Genomic DNA, 15,282 nt, shown 5'->3' with positions numbered 1-15,282 from the left:
CGACCGCGAACGCCCAGCGATCCTTCGTCGGAATTCCGGCACTGGATGCGGACGAACTACGTCGTGACCTCGACGCGCGATGGTGGATGACGAACTCGCCGACGATCCGAATATCGCCAGTGGCGGGTGGTCACAGCGTCAACTCCGACCACGGGATGTTGATCGGGAACGGGTAGGCGATGGTGATCTCGGTGGAGTTGGCCGGCGACCACGCGCCGACCAGGAGATAGTTGGCCTTGCGGAGCGGTGACACGCCCTCGGGCAAGGTCCCGGTGCCGGATGCCAGGCCGTATGCCTGCGCATACGCGATCTCACTGCGCCGCGGATGCAAGGTCACTTCCCAGTACCACGGAATACCCGCACCTGCGTATCTGGCCCTTTTGGCTTCCATTTCGGCGGCGGTGTTCGACGGTGAGAGAACCTCGCCGACCAGGAGTGCATCGTCGGCGCGAACGTGCGCGTACGCCTTGTCCAGGCATCGATGGATCATGAAATCCGGAGTCACGAAATCGGATTTGCCGTGCTGGCCGAAGAAGACGTTCGTCTCGGTGCGAACCTGCCAGCAGTGCTCGGGCTCGTTGGTCATCGCGCGCTTGGCATCTCGGCGGAGAGCGCTCCACAGCAGGTTGCTGGCTTCTTGATGTTCTCCCGGTCCACGCCGCGCCCAGACCACGCGCCCCTCCCACAGCTCGATGCACGAGGCGATTTCCTCGGGGAGTTGCTCGAGTTCTTCCCAGGTCATGTATTCGGGCAGGTCGGGGCGCTGGGGATGCGCGTTCGTCATGGCTCGATGATAGGCGCGGGGGCGGTCAGTGTTCGTGGTGGCGAGTCCATTCCGTCCAGGCCTCGTCGAGTAGTGGTGCGACGGCCTCGTAGGTTTCCCAGGTATCGGGTGCGTGGTAAATGGTTTCGTGGCGGGCTATTTCGGGGACGTACGGGCTATTTCGGGGACGTAGTCGTAGGAGCGCAGATAGGGGCGGTAGGCGGCGTCGGCGAACGCTCGGCCGCGGGGGTTGAGGTCAGCGAGGTTCAGTTCGCCGCAGCAGTGGTCGAGCAGGTAGCGGCCGGGTGTTTTGGTGCGGTTGAACAACGCGACCAGCTCCGGTCGGGGCTTTTCCTCTGGTTCGCCCCAGATGGGCACCGTCGGCGAGTGCAAGTCGTTGGCGACTGCCCACGCGTAGAAGATTCCGATGTGCGTGGCTCCTGCTTCTCTGTCGAGTCCCAGCTCCGACGTCGAGTCCGAATGCCATCCGCAATCGTCGTAGGTCATGTGCTTCCCCCTCGTGATTCGTGTCTTGAAAGGCTAGCTCCTGCGGGGTAGTTCGTGCCTGCGTGATTTGTGGGATATCACGGAATTTGGATGAAATGTTTACATTTCACTCCATTGGGGGCGGTCGGTGTGTTCTTTGGGCGCATGAAGAAGTTCGCCACAGTTGCTGTCCTTTCCGTTGCACTGCTCAGTGCGCCCGCTGCCGCATCCGCAGCCCCCATTGCCGATTCCGGGTCCGGGGGTGGGTCGGGGTCTTCGGAGACCTCGCTGATCTGCTCGCCGCTGGCGGGGGTTCTGTTCGCTACGGGCAGTGTGGAGAAGCCGCCGCTCTACGATCTGCTGTGCATGTTCAGCTGAACGGGGAGCGGTCGATTCCGCAGCTGATGCCGGCCGGTGGTAGCTGGGCTGTGAACAGGTAGTCGCGTTTGAGGTGTTCGGCGCAGGTGCTCTGGACGTACATGGAGCTGTGGCCCGCGCCTTCGATGACTACTACCTGGGCTCGGTTGAGTTGGGCCGCACCGGCTTTGGCGCCGCGCAGTGGAGTGGCGGGGTCGTAACGACTGTTGAGGACGAGGATCGGGGCGGCGGTTTCGCGGTTCCATGGGCCGGTGTAGCGGTCCAGGTCCTCGGCCTGCCAGAAGGCGCAGGGAGTGGCGTTGAAGACCGCGGTGCGGCCGAAGTAGCGGGACTGGAGGTCCTCGGTGGCTGCCACCCGGCTGTAGACGGCGGGGTCGCGCGGGACGGTGCTGTCGGAGCACTGGATGGTGTAGAACGCTTCGACGCGGTTGGCGGGGTGCTCGCTGGAGAAGAGCGCATCGGGGGTCCGCGTCGGCAGAACTGTCGCCGAGTCGAACAGGTTCTGCAGAAGGATCGCCAGGTCGGGATAGGTTTCGGGGCGGGAGAGGCTGCCCGCGGCGCTCACCACCTGGGAGAAGGTCCATGGGGTGCCGTCGATGGTGATCGGGGCGAGGCGGGCGCGTTCAGCCACGGCGATCCACTTGAGTTTCGGATCACCGGCGGCGAACGCGCAGCGTGGACCCGCGGCGGAGCAGTCACGCAGGAAGGTGTCGAAGGTTTCGGCGATCCCCGCGGCGACGCCCTGGCGGGTGTCGAGGGGCAGGTTCACGCCGTCGGCGCCGTGGCCGTTGACATTGCCCTCGAAGTCGAGCGAACCGTCGAACGCCATCGCGCGGACCCGGCCGGGGAACATATTGGCGTAGACCGCGCCGACCTGGGTGCCGTAGGAGATGCCGTGGAAGGTCAGGGCTTCGTCGCCGACCGCACGGCGCAGGAGATCCAGGTCGCGGGCGGTATTTGCGGTGGAGGCGTGGTGCAGGATCGGGCCCGCGTTGCGCGCGCAACGGTCGGCGATGTCGGCGGACGCGGCGAAGAACGCCGGTTCGTCGTTCGGGTCGGTGGGCGTTCCTGGGAACGATCCGAGGTAGCTCGCCTGCTCGGCCGGACTGGTGAAGCACTGTGTGCCCGCGCTGCGGGAGACCGAACGCGGATCCCAGGAGACGAGGTCGAAGCGGGCGCGCAGTTCGTCGGAGAACAGCCACGGCCAGCGGGCCCGTTCGCGGAGTCGATCCACCCCAGATGGGCCGGGCCACCGAAGTTGACGAACAACGAGCCGATGCGCCGTGCGGGATCGGCGGCGGGCAACTTGATGACGGCCAGATCGATCTGTGCGGCTCGCGGGCTGTTGTAGTCCATCGGCACCTCGGCCAGCGCGCATTCGAACCCGTCCGCACAGGCCTCCCAGGCCAGCGTGGGGGTGGCGGCGCCATCGGCGAGCTGGTCGGTCGACGTACGGATCGGCCTGCGCGGGTGCGACGAGCGCGCCGATCCCGAGCAGTGCGGCGAGCAGAACGGCCGAGCCCCGGCGGTACGCACGGTGGGAAAACAACGGCCGAGCCTCCTGCGCAGATCCGACGAACCTCGCGAAACTACCACACTCGTGAGCACGGCTTATGAGCGCAAAGTCGTTGTGATCGAACACAATTCGAGCTGGCAGCGCGTTCTGTCACGGCATCGTCGCAGGTCACGCGGTCCATTGTTCGGAATTAATTGCAAATTGTTCGGTTACCGCAATATTACCCGCATCTGATAATCCTGTGTATTTTCCGAGAGTGTGATCTCAATGCTGGTCGGCAATTTGTTTCGTCGCTACAGTCGAGGTCGTTGCGTGACAATGCAGCATGTAGATGGGCGTCAGTGTCGATCCCTTGCCGAGTGAATGCAGAGGATGTGAGTTTGTGACCCTGACCACAGAGAGCAGAACCCGTGACCTGGCCCACCGGCCGCCCCTGCGCGGGATTCCGGCGGGCGCGATGCCGATGGTCGCCTTTCTTTCGATTCTGGCCGGATTTATCGGCGCGGCCGCTTATACACATTCCGCCGGGTATTTCGTGACATTTATGACCGGTAATACCGAGCGTGCCGTTCTCGGCTGGTTCGACAACGATCATCTGCTGGCCATCGGTGCTATTACCTTGCTTTTCTCGTTCGGCCTCGGTGTGTTCGTGGCCTCGATGCTGCGACGGCGGCTGTGGCGCAGCGGGCACTACGGCGCGTCCGTGGTGACCACCGTGGCGCTCGCGGTGGCCGCGGTCGTCGACTACGCCCTCGACCAGACCGGCGGCCAGGAGGTCGGTTTCATCCCGATCGCGTTCGTCGCCTTCGCGGTGGGCGCGCTCAACACCGCCTTCGTCAAGAACGGCGAGGTCAGTGTGCCGCTGAGCTACGCCACCGGAACGGTCGTGAAACTGAGCCAGGGCATCGAAAGCCATGTCAGCGGCGGCAGTTCGCGCGATTGGCTCGGCTACGGCCTGCAATACGGCGCCTTCGCGCTCGGCGCCCTGCTCGGTGGCCTGATGAGCATGGTCGTCGGCGGTGAGATGATGCTGATCGTCGCCACGGGCGTCTCGGCGTCGGCCATCCTGATCACCTACCGGTCCACCGGGGCCGATCACACCGCCGCGTGACGAAGGTCGCCGTACCCCCGGGTTTTGTCCTGACCACGGGATTGCCTACACTAGAGCGGTTGCCTGGGCAGATCTGTGTCCGCTCCACGTTCAGCGTGAGTGGACCCCCAGGCGCCGAGAGCTCGCAAGAGAACTCATCCGGTCGGTAAGTGCCGACCGGACCAGCCGAATTGTTGTAGGCCCACGGTCACCTGCGCGTATGCGTGCCGGAGATGTTGCATGGGAACCGCAGCGAGAAAGGTGTCGAGGTCTAACCATGACCATGACTGATCCGATCGCAGACTTCTTGACGCGTCTGCGCAACGCCAACTCGGCGTACCACGATCAGGTGAAGGCTCCCCACTCGAAGATCAAGGTGAACATCGCCGAGATCCTCAAGCGTGAGGGCTACATCGCCGATTACCGCACCGAAGACGCGACCGTTGGCAAGGCCATCGTCGTCGATCTGAAGTACGGCCCCAGCCGTGAGCGCAGCCTGCAGGGCCTGCGTCGCGTCTCGAAGCCGGGTCTGCGTGTGTACGCGAAGTCCACCAACCTGCCCAAGGTCCTCGGCGGCCTCGGCGTGGCGATCATTTCCACGTCGACCGGTCTGCTCACCGACCGTCAGGCATCCAAGCAGGGCGTCGGGGGCGAAGTCCTCGCCTACGTCTGGTAAGGGAGGTCAGGACTAATGTCGCGTATTGGTAAGAAGCCCATCGAGATTCCGGCCGGCGTCGATGTCGCAATCGACGGCCAGGTTGTCACGGTCAAGGGGCCCAAGGGCACCCTCTCGCACACCGTGGCCGAGCCCATCGTCGTCACCAAGGGTGAAGGCAATGAGCTCGAGGTCGCTCGTCCCAACGACGAGCGCGCGAACCGTTCGCTGCACGGCCTTTCCCGCACCCTGATCGCCAACATGATCGAGGGTGTCACCAAGGGCTACGAGAAGAAGATGGAAATCTTCGGCGTCGGTTACCGCGTTCAGGCCAAGGGTTCGAACCTCGAGTTCGCCCTCGGTTACAGCCACCCGGTGCCGATCACGGCCCCGGCAGGCATCACCTTCGCGGTGGAATCGCCCACCAAGTTCTCGGTGTCCGGGATCGACAAGCAGGCGGTCGGTCAGATCTCCGCTGTCATCCACGGACTGCGTAAGCCCGACCCGTACAAGGGCAAGGGCATCCGCTACGCCGGCGAGGTCGTTCGCCGCAAGGTCGGAAAGACGGGTAAGTGATCATGGCGCAAACTGCTAACCAGAAGGCGAAGCGGATTCCGCTGGGCAAGGACGCTTCCACGAAGCGTCGTCTGTCCAAGACCCGTCGTCACTTCCGTCTTCGCAAGAAGGTCGAAGGCACCACCGTGCGTCCGCGCCTGGTGGTCAACCGCTCCGCGCGCCACCTGCACGCTCAGCTGATCGACGATTCGGTGGGCCGCACCATTGCCGCCGCCTCCTCGATCGAAGCCGACGTGCGCGCGCTCGAAGGTGACAAGTCCGCCAAGGGCGCGAAGGTCGGTCAGCTGATCGCCGAGCGTGCCAAGGCTGCCGGTATCGAGGCGGTCGTGTTCGACCGTGGTGGTCACGACTACCACGGCCGTATCGCGGCGCTGGCTGATGCCGCTCGTGAAGGTGGGCTGAAGTTCTGATGACTGAATTTGCGAACGAAGGGAACGTCTGATGCCGGGACGTCAGCGGCGCGATGGCGGCGGCGGACCCGCCGGACCGAACAACAACAACAGCAACGCCGGTGGCCCTGAGGGCAACCGGCGTGGCGGTGGCGATCGTCGCGGTGGTAACGACCGTGGCGGCAACGCTGCCGAGAAGAACCAGCTCGAGCGCGTCGTCGCGATCAACCGCGTCTCCAAGGTCGTGAAGGGTGGTCGTCGCTTCAGCTTCACCGCCCTCGTGATCGTCGGTGACGGCAACGGTCTGGTCGGCGTCGGCTACGGCAAGGCCAAGGAAGTTCCCGCGGCCATCCAGAAGGGTGTCGAGGAGGCTCGCAAGAGCTTCTTCCGCGTCCCGATGATCGGCTCGACCATCGTCCACCCGGTTCAGGGTGAGGCGGCGGCCGGTGTGGTCATGCTGCGTCCGGCTTCGCCCGGTACCGGTGTGATCGCCGGTGGTGCGTGCCGTGCCGTGCTCGAATGTGCCGGTATCCACGACATTCTGTCGAAGTCGCTCGGTAGCGACAACGCGATCAACGTCGTTCACGCGACGGTGGCCGCGCTCAAGATGCTGCAGCGTCCCGAAGAGGTTGCCGCTCGTCGCGGTCTGCCGATCGAGGATGTCGCTCCGGCGGGCATGCTGCGTGCGCGTGCGGGACAGGGAGCCTGACATGGCTGATCTCAAGGTAACTCAGATCAAGAGCACGATCGGTGCCAAGTCGAACCAGCGCGACAGCCTGCGGACGCTTGGTCTGCGGAAGATCCGCCAGTCGGTGGTTCGTGAGGACAACGCTCAGAACCGCGGTCTGATCAACGTCGTGCGCCACCTCGTAACAGTTGAGGAGGTCTAGACATGACCATCAAATTGCACCACCTGCGTCCCGCCCCTGGCTCCAAGACCGAGAAGACCCGTGTGGGTCGCGGTGAGGGTTCCAAGGGTAAGACCGCCGGTCGCGGTACCAAGGGCACCAAGGCACGCAAGAACGTCCCCGCGGCGTTCGAGGGTGGCCAGATGCCGCTGCACATGCGTCTGCCGAAGCTTCGCGGCTTCACCAACCGCTTCCGGGTCGAGTACCAGGTCGTCAACGTTGGTCGCATCGCCGAGCTGTTCCCCCAGGGCGGCGTCATCGGCAAGGCAGAACTCGTCGAGGCCGGCGCCGTTCGCAAGAACGAGCTCGTCAAGGTTCTCGGCGACGGCGAGATCGGTGTCGCCATCCAGGTGACCGCCGACAAGGTGACCGGCTCCGCCAAGGAGAAGATCACCGCAGCCGGTGGCACTGTCACCGAACTGGCCTGACGGTACTGTTAGTTAACAGCTGACACCGGACGAGTCGCGAGCTCGTCCGGTGTCACTGTTAGAGTTCCAAGTGTTGTCTGCCAAGCTCGTCATCGGCTGACGATTCCACATGCTGTCCAGTGGTTCAGTCGCATGGCATGACCATGTCGTTCGCCAGGAGGATTTGTGCTTTCCGCCTTCGTATCGGCCTTCCGGACTCCGGACTTACGGCGGAAGATTCTCTTCACGCTGGGGTTGATCGCGCTGTACCGGTTGGGTGCCGCGTTGCCGTCCCCCGGCGTCAACTACCAGAACGTCCAGGAGTGCGTGAAGCTGGTCTCCGGTGGCGATTCCGCCGGTATCTACCAGCTCATCAACCTGTTCTCCGGTGGTGCGCTACTTCAACTTTCGGTGTTCGCGATCGGCATCATGCCGTACATCACGGCGAGCATCATCATCCAGCTGCTGACCGTCGTCATCCCGCGGTTCGAGGAACTGCGCAAGGAAGGCCAATCCGGCCAGACCAAGATGACGCAGTACACCAGGTATCTGTCGGTCGCGTTGGCGATCCTGCAGGCCACCGGCCTCGTCGCGCTCGCCGCGCGTGGTCAGCTATTGCAGGGCTGCCAGGAGGACATCCTCGAAGACACCAGCATCTTCGGCATGGTCATCATCGTGCTGGTGATGACCGCGGGTGCCTGCTTGGTCATGTGGTTCGGCGAGCAGATCACCGAGCGCGGTGTCGGTAACGGCATGTCGCTGCTCATCTTTGCCGGTATCGCCGCCCGTATTCCGCTCGACGGCAAGGCCATCCTCGACACCCGTGGTGGCCTGGTCTTCGGTCTGGTGTGCGTCGCCGTGCTGGCGATCATCGTGGCCGTGATCTTCGTCGAACAGGGTCAGCGCCGGATCCCGGTGCAGTACGCCAAGCGCGTGGTCGGTCGCAAGATGTACGGCGGTTCTTCGACGTACCTGCCGTTGAAGGTCAACCAGGCCGGTGTCATCCCGGTGATCTTCGCGTCCTCGCTGCTGTATCTGCCCAACCTGGTCGCGCAGCTCACCAACTCGAGCACCACGACGGACCCGAGTTGGTGGCAGAAGATCATCCAGACGTATCTGGTCGACCCGACCAATCCGGTCTACATCGCGATCTACTTCGGCTTGATCGTGTTCTTCACCTACTTCTACGTCGCGATCACCTTCAACCCGGAGGAACGCGCCGACGAGATGAAGAAGTTCGGTGGCTTCATTCCGGGCTATCGTCCGGGCAAGCCGACCGCCGACTACCTGAATTATGTTCTGAGTCGCATCACCCTGCCCGGCTCGATCTACCTCGGTGCGGTGACCGTGCTCCCGAGCTTGTTCCTCGGCGCGGGCAGCACCGGCCAGTCGGCGAACATGGCCTTCGGCGGTGCCGCGGTGCTCATCATGGTCAGCGTGGGTCTCGACACGGTCAAGCAGATCGAGAGCCAGCTGATGAATCGAAATTACGAAGGGTTCCTCAAGTGAGAGTTGTTCTGCTCGGTCCGCCGGGTGCCGGCAAAGGTACTCAGGCCGTCCTGCTGTCAGAGAAGCTGGGCGTTCCGCACATCTCCACCGGAGACCTCTTCCGCGCGAACATCAGCCAGCAGACCGCCCTCGGTCGCGAGGCACAGAAGTACATGGACGCGGGCGACCTCGTCCCCAGCGACGTGACCAACCGGATGGTCGAGGCCCGCGTGGCCGAGCCGGATGCCGCGAACGGTTTCGTGCTCGACGGTTACCCGCGCACGGTCGATCAGGCCGATGCGCTGAAGAAGATCCTCGAGCACCACGGCACCGAGCTCGACGCCGTGCTGTGCTTCGTGGTCGCCGAGGACACCGTGGTCGAGCGGATGCTCGCCCGTGGGCGCGCCGACGACACCGAGGACGTCATCCGCAACCGGCTGCGGGTCTACCGTGAGGAGACCGAGCCGCTGCTCGAGTACTACGACGGCCTGGTCGTGACCGTCGACGGTATCGGCGAGGTCGACGAAGTCAACGCACGGGCGCTCAAGGCGCTCGGTCAGTAATCACCGATCGGAGTACTGAGGCCGGATGGTCTTCAACCGTAAGAAGAAGGTCGTGCCGTTCCGTTCGGCGGGCGAGCTGGATGCCATGGCGGCAGCCGGCGCGATCGTCGGACGGACGCTGGTCGCCGTGCGCGCGGCGGCCAAGCCCGGCGTCTCGACGCTGGAGCTCGACCAGGTCGCCGAGGCGACGATCCGCGACGCGGGCGGTGTCCCGTCGTTCAAGGGTTATCACGGCTTCCCCGGCTCGATCTGTTCTTCGGTCAACGACCGTGTGGTCCACGGGATCCCCTCGGCGAGTGACATTCTCACCGAGGGCGATCTCGTGTCCATCGACTGCGGTGCCATCCTCGACGGCTGGCACGGCGACTCGGCGTGGACGTTCGGCATCGGCAACATCATCGAGGCCGACAACCTGCTGAGCGAGGCGACCAAGCTCTCGATGGAAGCGGGCATCGCGGCGATGCGGCCGGACAACCGGCTCACCGACGTCTCGCACGCCATCGAATTGGGTACGCGCGCGGCCGAGCAGTTGCACGGCCGCAAGTACGGCATCGTCGACGGTTACGGTGGCCACGCCATCGGCCGCGAGATGCACATGGATCCGTTCCTGCCCAACGAAGGCGCGCCCGGTAAGGGCCCGCGCCTGGTGGTGGGGTCGGTGTTGGCGATCGAGCCGATGCTCACCCTCGGCACCACCGACACCAAGACTCTCGACGACGACTGGACCGTGGTGACCACCGACGGTTCGCGCGCCGCGCACTGGGAGCACAGCGTCGCCGTCACCGAAGACGGTCCGCGCATTCTGACCCTGCGCCCGGAGTAGCTCGAGTTTCTGCGCCCGGAGTAGCCCGACTCGTCGGCGGGGTGAGCCCGCCAATCCGGCTGGTTGTCGGTGTGGTCCTGTATTCCTGAGTAATGAGATCTCGCATCGCGTTGATCGTCTGCGCTTGCACGGCGCTGCTCGCTGCCTGCGCCGAGCCACCGCCGAATGCGCGCTACGCGGGGTCGGGCAACACCTACGGCACCGCCAACGCGGGTTTCGAGACCTGCATGGTCACCGATGCGGGCGGCGTGGACGACAAATCGTTCAACGAATCCGGCTGGAACGGGGTGAAGGCCGCGATCGACGCCAACCCCGGCGTCTACGGTTCCTACCGCCAGTCCAACAGTTCCGCCGACTACGAACCCAACCTGCGCGCCTCGGCCGATGACGACTGCGATCTGGTGATCGGTGTCGGCGGCCTGATGGCGGAGGCGGTGGCGCAGGTCGCCTCGGAATACCCCGACCAGCGTTTCGCGATCATCGACGCGCACATCGACTCGGCCAATGTGTACTCGATGGAGTTCAACGCGGCCCAATCCTCTTATCTCGCAGGCTATCTCGCGGCGGGAATGTCCAAGACCGGTCGCGTCGCCACCTGGGGTGGGATGCAGATTCCGGCGGTGACCATCTTCATGGACGGATTCGCCGCGGGGGTGGTCGGCTACAACGCGGCGCACGGGAGCAAGGTCGAGGTGCTCGGCTGGAATGTGGGTGACCAGAACGGCTCGTTCACCGGCAACTTCGACGATACGAGCGCGGGTCGCTCGCTCACCGAGAACTTCATCGCCCAGGGCGCCGATGTGATCCACCCGGTCGCCGGTCCGGTCGGGATGGGTGGGGCTTCGGCGGTGCAGGACGCGTCGAATGTGTCGATGATCTGGGTGGATTCCGATGGCTACCTTGCGGTTTCGGAATACAGGGACATCATGCTGTCGTCGTCGATGAAGGACATCGCCGCCGCGGTGCGCGTGGCGATCGACAATGCCTACAGCGGGGGTGTCAAGGACGGCCGGTACGTGGGCACCTTGAGCAATGACGGGGTCGGTCTCGCGCCGTTCCACGACTTCGACGCGAAGGTGCCCGAGCCGCTGAAACAGGAGCTCACCGCCCTGCGACGCGACATCGTCGACGGCAAGATCGTGATCGACTCCCCGGCCGCCCCGAAGCTGTAGAGGACTCCTCATGCGACTCGAAGTACAGGGATTGACCAAGGCATTCGGCTCCTTTCTCGCCGATGACAGCATCGACCTGATCGTCGAGCCGGGGCAGGTGCACGCGATCCTCGGGGAGAACGGCGCGGGCAAGTCGACGCTGATGAACATGCTGTACGGCATCCTCGAACCGACCAGCGGTCAGATCCTGATCGACGGTGAGCCGGTGCGGCTGCGCTCGCCCAGCGATGCCATCGCGGCCGGAATCGGCATGGTGCATCAGCATTTCAAGCTGGTCGGGCCGTTCAGTGTCGCCGACAATGTGCAATTGGGGCGCGAACATGTGAAGCGGGGGAGTCTGGATCGGGAGACCGCGCGGCAGGCGGTGCTCGAGGTTTCACAGCGGTACGGTCTTGCACTCGACCCGGACGCGATCTGCGCGGAGCTGCCGGTCGGGGTGCAGCAGCGCGTGGAGATCGTGAAGGCGCTGTCGGGTAGGACCGATCTGCTGATCCTGGACGAACCGACCGCGGTGCTCACCCCGCCCGAAGTCGCTGAGCTGCTGGGGATCGTTCGCAACCTCACGGCTTCGGGGATGTCGGTGATCTTCATCAGCCACAAGCTCAAAGAGGTGAAGGCCATCGCGGACTCGATCACGGTGCTGCGGCGCGGGAAGGTGGTGGCGCAGGCGTCACCGTCTGATACCGAGGCGGAGCTGGCGGCGGCGATGGTCGGCAGGTCTGTGGTGTTGACGGTGGATCGGCCGCCTGCGCAGCCGGGTGCGGTGGCCCTGGACGTCAAGGATCTGACGGTGCTCGGTGAGCGGGGGACGCCGATGCTCGACGGGCTGAACCTGCAGGTGCGCTCGGGTGAGATCGTCGGGCTGGCCGGGGTGGAGGGCAACGGGCAAACCGAGCTGGCCAGGGCGGTGCTCGGGACCGTCACGCCGGATGGGGGTTCGGTCGAGATGGGTGGTGTGCCGGTGACCGGGTGGGATCCGTACCGGCGGATCGTCGCCGGGCTGGGTTACATTCCGGAGGATCGTGGTCGCGACGGGCTGGCCGCCGATTTCACCGTGGCCGAGAACCTCGTGCTCAATCAGTACCGCGACAAGCCGCTGTCGCATCGGGGCGTTGTCGATACCGCGGCGGTGAAGACCCTGGCAGACAAGGCTATCGCCGACTTCGACATCCGCACCAGAGGGCCCGGCGAGTTGGTGTCGGCGCTGTCGGGCGGTAATCAGCAGAAGGTGGTGATCGCGCGCGAATTCTCCAGGCCGCGTTCGGTTCTGGTGGCCGCGCAACCCACCCGAGGCGTGGATGTCGGTGCCATCGAGTTCATTCACCGTCGCCTGGTCGCCGAACGTGATTCGGGTACCGCGGTCCTGCTCATCTCCGCCGAGCTGGACGAGATCCTGGCCCTGTCCGACCGCATCGCGGTGATCCACAACGGGCAGATCGTTGGCGTCCTCGACCCGGATACGCCGCGCGAGATCATCGGTCAGCTGATGGCAGGCCACCGTCCCACAGACCCCGCGAGCTGAGGACATCCATGCCGAGTACGACTATCGAATCGCCCGGCGCGCGTAAACCCAAACGGGACGTCGGCCGCACCTTCATCGGGTACCTGACCGAGGCCAACAGCGTGATGGTGACGATCTATTCGTTGCTGCTGGCCTTCGCCATCGGCGCCCTGCTGATCATCTTCTCCGATGCGTCGGTGCGAGGCGCCTGGGGCTACTTCTTCCGCAAACCGTCCGACGCGCTGAGCTTCTCGTGGCAGGCGGTGAGCACGGGATATCGCGACATGTTCGAAGGCGCCATCATCGACTTCGGCCGCCTCCAACAGTATTTCGACGGCGACGCCACCCTCGCCCAGGTGCTGCGGCCGATCTCGGAGACGCTCACCTACGCGACCCCGCTGATCTTCACCGGACTTGCCGTCGGCCTGGCCTTCCAGGCCGGACTGTTCAATATCGGCGGGCACGGGCAGTTCATCCTCGGGATGCTCGGCGGGGTGATCGTGGGGTTCGCGCTCGATCTTCCGCCGCTGCTGCATGTGCCGCTGGCACTGCTCGCCGGTGCGCTGGCCGGTGGATTGCTCGGCGCGGTTCCCGGTGTACTGAAGGCGAAAACTGGTGCGCACGAGGTCATCTCGTCGATCATGTTGAACAATATCGCCACGTATTTTCTGATCTGGGCGTTGGGGACCACGTTCATCCACTCGACGACCTCGCAGGAACTGGTCTCCAAACAGGTAGACGTCTCGGGGCGGCTGCCGCGGCTGCTCGGCTGGGCAGGGTCGGGGTTGCGGGTGAGCGTGGGGTTGCTGATCGCGCTCGCGCTGGCCGCCGGAATCTGGTGGCTGCTCAGTAAATCCACCTTCGGGTACCGGATTCGCGCGGTCGGCGCCAACAACCACGCGGCCGAGACCGCGGGCATCGACATCGGGCGGACCTGGGTGACCACGATGGGGGTGTCGGGCGCGCTGGCCGGGCTCGGCGGGGCCGCGCTGGTGCTCGGGCTGAACCCGTACACGGTCAATCCCGGCACGGTCGCGGAGTTCGGGTTCGACGGGATCACCGTGGCGCTGCTCGGGCGGGCGCATCCGGGCGGGATCGTCGCCGCGGCGCTGCTGTTCGGTGCGCTGAAATCGGGCACCTTGCACATGCAGCCCGCTATTCCGGTCGAGATGTCGACCTTGCTGCAGGCCGTGATCGTGCTGTTCGTCGCCGCACCCGCGTTGGTGAAAACCCTGCTGCACCTGCGAACGCCGCGTGGTGGGCTCAACGCTCTGGAAGCGAGGGGCTGGTGAGTACCGCTATCGCGTCGCCGGTCGAAACCACCCGGCACAGTGCGGCCGGGGTGGTGCTGGTCGTGCTCGGTCTGGGTCTCAGTGTGCTCGGGCTGGTGTTCATCGCGGACGGTCGGACCACCACATTCCGGTTGGATCAGACCGTCGAGAGCAGTTGGACACTGCCCACTCTCTCGATCGTCGCGACCCTCGGTGTGCTTACGGCGCTGCTCGGTCTCGCGCTGTTGGCTCGGGAGCTTTCTCCGCGCGCGCACGGGGTGATCGTCGGCGTCGCGGTGGCGGCGTTGGTGATCGCGGTGCTGTCGTGGGTGGTGACGCCCGGCGTCGGGTTCCCGGTGGAGTTCGTGCTGGCATCGACGCTGTTCCTGGCGCTGCCGTTCATCTTCGGTGCTCTGTCGGGCGTGGTCTGTGAACGTTCGGGCGTGATCAACCTCGGTATCGAAGGGCAGTTCCTGGCGGGCGCGTTCACCGCGGTGCTGTTCGCCTCGATCGCCGATAATCCCTACGTCGGCATCCTCGCCGCAGTGCTCAGCGGCATGCTGTCGACGTTGCTGCTGGCCTGGCTGGCGACCCGTTTCGAGGTCAACCAGCTCGTCACCGGCGTGATCTTGAACCTGCTCGCGCTCGGGCTCACCGGATTCCTGTTCGAACGTCTCATGCGCATGGATCATTCGCTCAACCGGCCGAGCACGGTGCCGCGGATCGGCGAGTTCCTCCACGATATCGGCCTCGGCTTCCTGACCGACATCCCGATCTTCGGTCCGGTGCTGTTCGACCAGAACCTGTTCGTCTACGTCGCCCTTGCCTGCGTATTCGGCCTGTCCTACCTGCTGTTCCACACCCGCTGGGGCCTGCGCACCCGCGCCGTCGGCGAACACCCCGCCGCCGCCGACGCCGCAGGCATCGATGTGAACCGCCTGCGCTTCTGGAACGTCACCTTCGCCGGCGCTCTCTCGGGCTTCGGCGGTGCGTTCTTCACCATCGCCAACAACGTGGCCTTCAGCAAGAACATGACCGCCGCCCTCGGCTTCGTCGCCCTCGCGGTGATGATCGTCGGCCGCTGGAAGCCGATCGGCGCCCTGCTCGCGGCCCTGCTGTTCGGCTTCTCCAGCGCACTGGAACGGTTTCTCAACACCATGCCAGGCAACCCGATCCCGACCGAATTCCTGGGGATGCTGCCGTACGTGGTGACGCTGGTCGTGGTGGCCGGGTTCATCGGAAAGGCAGTCGCACCCGCTGCCGACGGCATTCCGTATCGGCCGGGGGACAAGTAGC

The 15,282-nt window shown here is 64.9% G+C and carries 18 protein-coding genes; 15 read left to right on the top strand and 3 right to left on the bottom strand.

Going from position 1 to position 15,282, the window contains the following annotated elements:
- Window positions 1-130 precede the first annotated feature (130 nt).
- Together ACFW6D_RS11055 and ACFW6D_RS11050 are read right to left on the bottom strand one after the other, a co-directional pair.
- Window positions 131-784: a Uma2 family endonuclease gene (locus ACFW6D_RS11055; protein WP_379327054.1), complete on the bottom strand. Its 654-nt coding sequence runs from the start codon at window positions 782-784 to the stop codon at window positions 131-133.
- Window positions 785-919: 135 nt separating this feature from the next.
- Entirely contained in the window at window positions 920-1,270 is a 351-nt protein-coding gene (locus ACFW6D_RS11050) for a hypothetical protein (protein ID WP_379327052.1), read from the bottom strand.
- A gap of 144 nt (window positions 1,271-1,414) precedes the next feature.
- Here ACFW6D_RS11050 and ACFW6D_RS11045 point away from each other — a divergent pair, with 144 nt between their 5' ends.
- Window positions 1,415-1,627 carry a hypothetical protein gene (locus ACFW6D_RS11045; protein WP_379327050.1) on the top strand — a complete coding sequence of 71 codons (213 nt, stop codon included), beginning with the start codon at window positions 1,415-1,417 and terminating at the stop codon, window positions 1,625-1,627.
- Here the strand turns inward: ACFW6D_RS11045 and ACFW6D_RS11040 are convergent.
- Window positions 1,620-2,861, bottom strand: coding sequence for an alpha/beta hydrolase (locus ACFW6D_RS11040; protein ID WP_379327048.1), 1,242 nt, complete (start codon window positions 2,859-2,861; stop codon window positions 1,620-1,622). The genes ACFW6D_RS11045 and ACFW6D_RS11040 overlap by 8 nt on opposite strands.
- Window positions 2,862-3,525: 664 nt before the next feature.
- On the opposite strand from ACFW6D_RS11040, the gene ACFW6D_RS11035 reads away from it, so the two are divergent.
- The 14 genes from ACFW6D_RS11035 to ACFW6D_RS10970 all read left to right on the top strand — a co-directional run bounded on the left by ACFW6D_RS11035 (window position 3,526) and on the right by ACFW6D_RS10970 (window position 15,281).
- Entirely contained in the window at window positions 3,526-4,254 is a 729-nt protein-coding gene (locus tag ACFW6D_RS11035; protein WP_379327046.1) for a YoaK family protein, read from the top strand.
- A gap of 256 nt (window positions 4,255-4,510) precedes the next feature.
- Window positions 4,511-4,909, top strand: a complete 399-nt coding sequence (gene rpsH, locus ACFW6D_RS11030; RefSeq protein ID WP_194825885.1) for a 30S ribosomal protein S8 — start codon at window positions 4,511-4,513, stop codon at window positions 4,907-4,909.
- Between the two features lie 15 nt (window positions 4,910-4,924).
- Window positions 4,925-5,464 (top strand): 50S ribosomal protein L6, encoded by a 540-nt coding sequence (gene rplF, locus ACFW6D_RS11025; protein WP_379327044.1) that lies wholly within the window; start codon window positions 4,925-4,927, stop codon window positions 5,462-5,464.
- A gap of 2 nt (window positions 5,465-5,466) precedes the next feature.
- Window positions 5,467-5,874 (top strand): 50S ribosomal protein L18, encoded by a 408-nt coding sequence (gene rplR / locus ACFW6D_RS11020; protein ID WP_378903950.1) that lies wholly within the window; start codon window positions 5,467-5,469, stop codon window positions 5,872-5,874.
- Between the two features lie 31 nt (window positions 5,875-5,905).
- On the top strand, window positions 5,906-6,562 hold the full coding sequence (gene rpsE, locus ACFW6D_RS11015) for a 30S ribosomal protein S5 (protein ID WP_379327042.1): 657 nt from the start codon (window positions 5,906-5,908) through the stop codon (window positions 6,560-6,562).
- A 1-nt stretch (window position 6,563) separates the two neighbouring features.
- Window positions 6,564-6,743, top strand: a complete 180-nt coding sequence (gene rpmD / locus ACFW6D_RS11010; RefSeq protein WP_056819257.1) for a 50S ribosomal protein L30 — start codon at window positions 6,564-6,566, stop codon at window positions 6,741-6,743.
- Window positions 6,744-6,745: 2 nt separating this feature from the next.
- Window positions 6,746-7,189 carry a 50S ribosomal protein L15 gene (gene rplO, locus ACFW6D_RS11005; protein WP_101464424.1) on the top strand — a complete coding sequence of 148 codons (444 nt, stop codon included), beginning with the start codon at window positions 6,746-6,748 and terminating at the stop codon, window positions 7,187-7,189.
- Between the two features lie 165 nt (window positions 7,190-7,354).
- Window positions 7,355-8,677, top strand: a complete 1,323-nt coding sequence (gene secY / locus ACFW6D_RS11000; protein WP_379327040.1) for a preprotein translocase subunit SecY — start codon at window positions 7,355-7,357, stop codon at window positions 8,675-8,677.
- Window positions 8,674-9,219, top strand: coding sequence for an adenylate kinase (locus ACFW6D_RS10995; protein ID WP_379327038.1), 546 nt, complete (start codon window positions 8,674-8,676; stop codon window positions 9,217-9,219). The genes secY and ACFW6D_RS10995 overlap by 4 nt, the downstream gene beginning before the upstream one ends.
- A gap of 25 nt (window positions 9,220-9,244) precedes the next feature.
- The gene (gene map / locus ACFW6D_RS10990) at window positions 9,245-10,042 is read left to right on the top strand and encodes a type I methionyl aminopeptidase (RefSeq protein ID WP_379327036.1); all 798 of its coding nucleotides are present in this window, start codon (window positions 9,245-9,247) and stop codon (window positions 10,040-10,042) included.
- A 92-nt stretch (window positions 10,043-10,134) separates the two neighbouring features.
- Window positions 10,135-11,214, top strand: coding sequence for a BMP family protein (locus ACFW6D_RS10985; protein ID WP_379327034.1), 1,080 nt, complete (start codon window positions 10,135-10,137; stop codon window positions 11,212-11,214).
- A 10-nt stretch (window positions 11,215-11,224) separates the two neighbouring features.
- On the top strand, window positions 11,225-12,736 hold the full coding sequence (locus ACFW6D_RS10980; protein ID WP_379327032.1) for an ABC transporter ATP-binding protein: 1,512 nt from the start codon (window positions 11,225-11,227) through the stop codon (window positions 12,734-12,736).
- An 8-nt stretch (window positions 12,737-12,744) separates the two neighbouring features.
- Complete coding sequence (locus ACFW6D_RS10975; protein ID WP_379327030.1) at window positions 12,745-14,007, top strand: ABC transporter permease; 1,263 nt, start codon at window positions 12,745-12,747, stop codon at window positions 14,005-14,007.
- Window positions 14,004-15,281 carry an ABC transporter permease gene (locus ACFW6D_RS10970; protein WP_379327028.1) on the top strand — a complete coding sequence of 426 codons (1,278 nt, stop codon included), beginning with the start codon at window positions 14,004-14,006 and terminating at the stop codon, window positions 15,279-15,281. The genes ACFW6D_RS10975 and ACFW6D_RS10970 overlap by 4 nt, the downstream gene beginning before the upstream one ends.
- Window position 15,282 lies beyond the last annotated feature (1 nt).

The organism is Nocardia sp. NPDC058705, assembly GCF_042749305.1.
In the GTDB taxonomy this organism is placed as follows: domain Bacteria; phylum Actinomycetota; class Actinomycetes; order Mycobacteriales; family Mycobacteriaceae; genus Nocardia.
The sequence above is the reverse complement of the archived record's forward strand: the minus strand, read 5'-3'. Positions and strand labels throughout refer to the sequence as shown.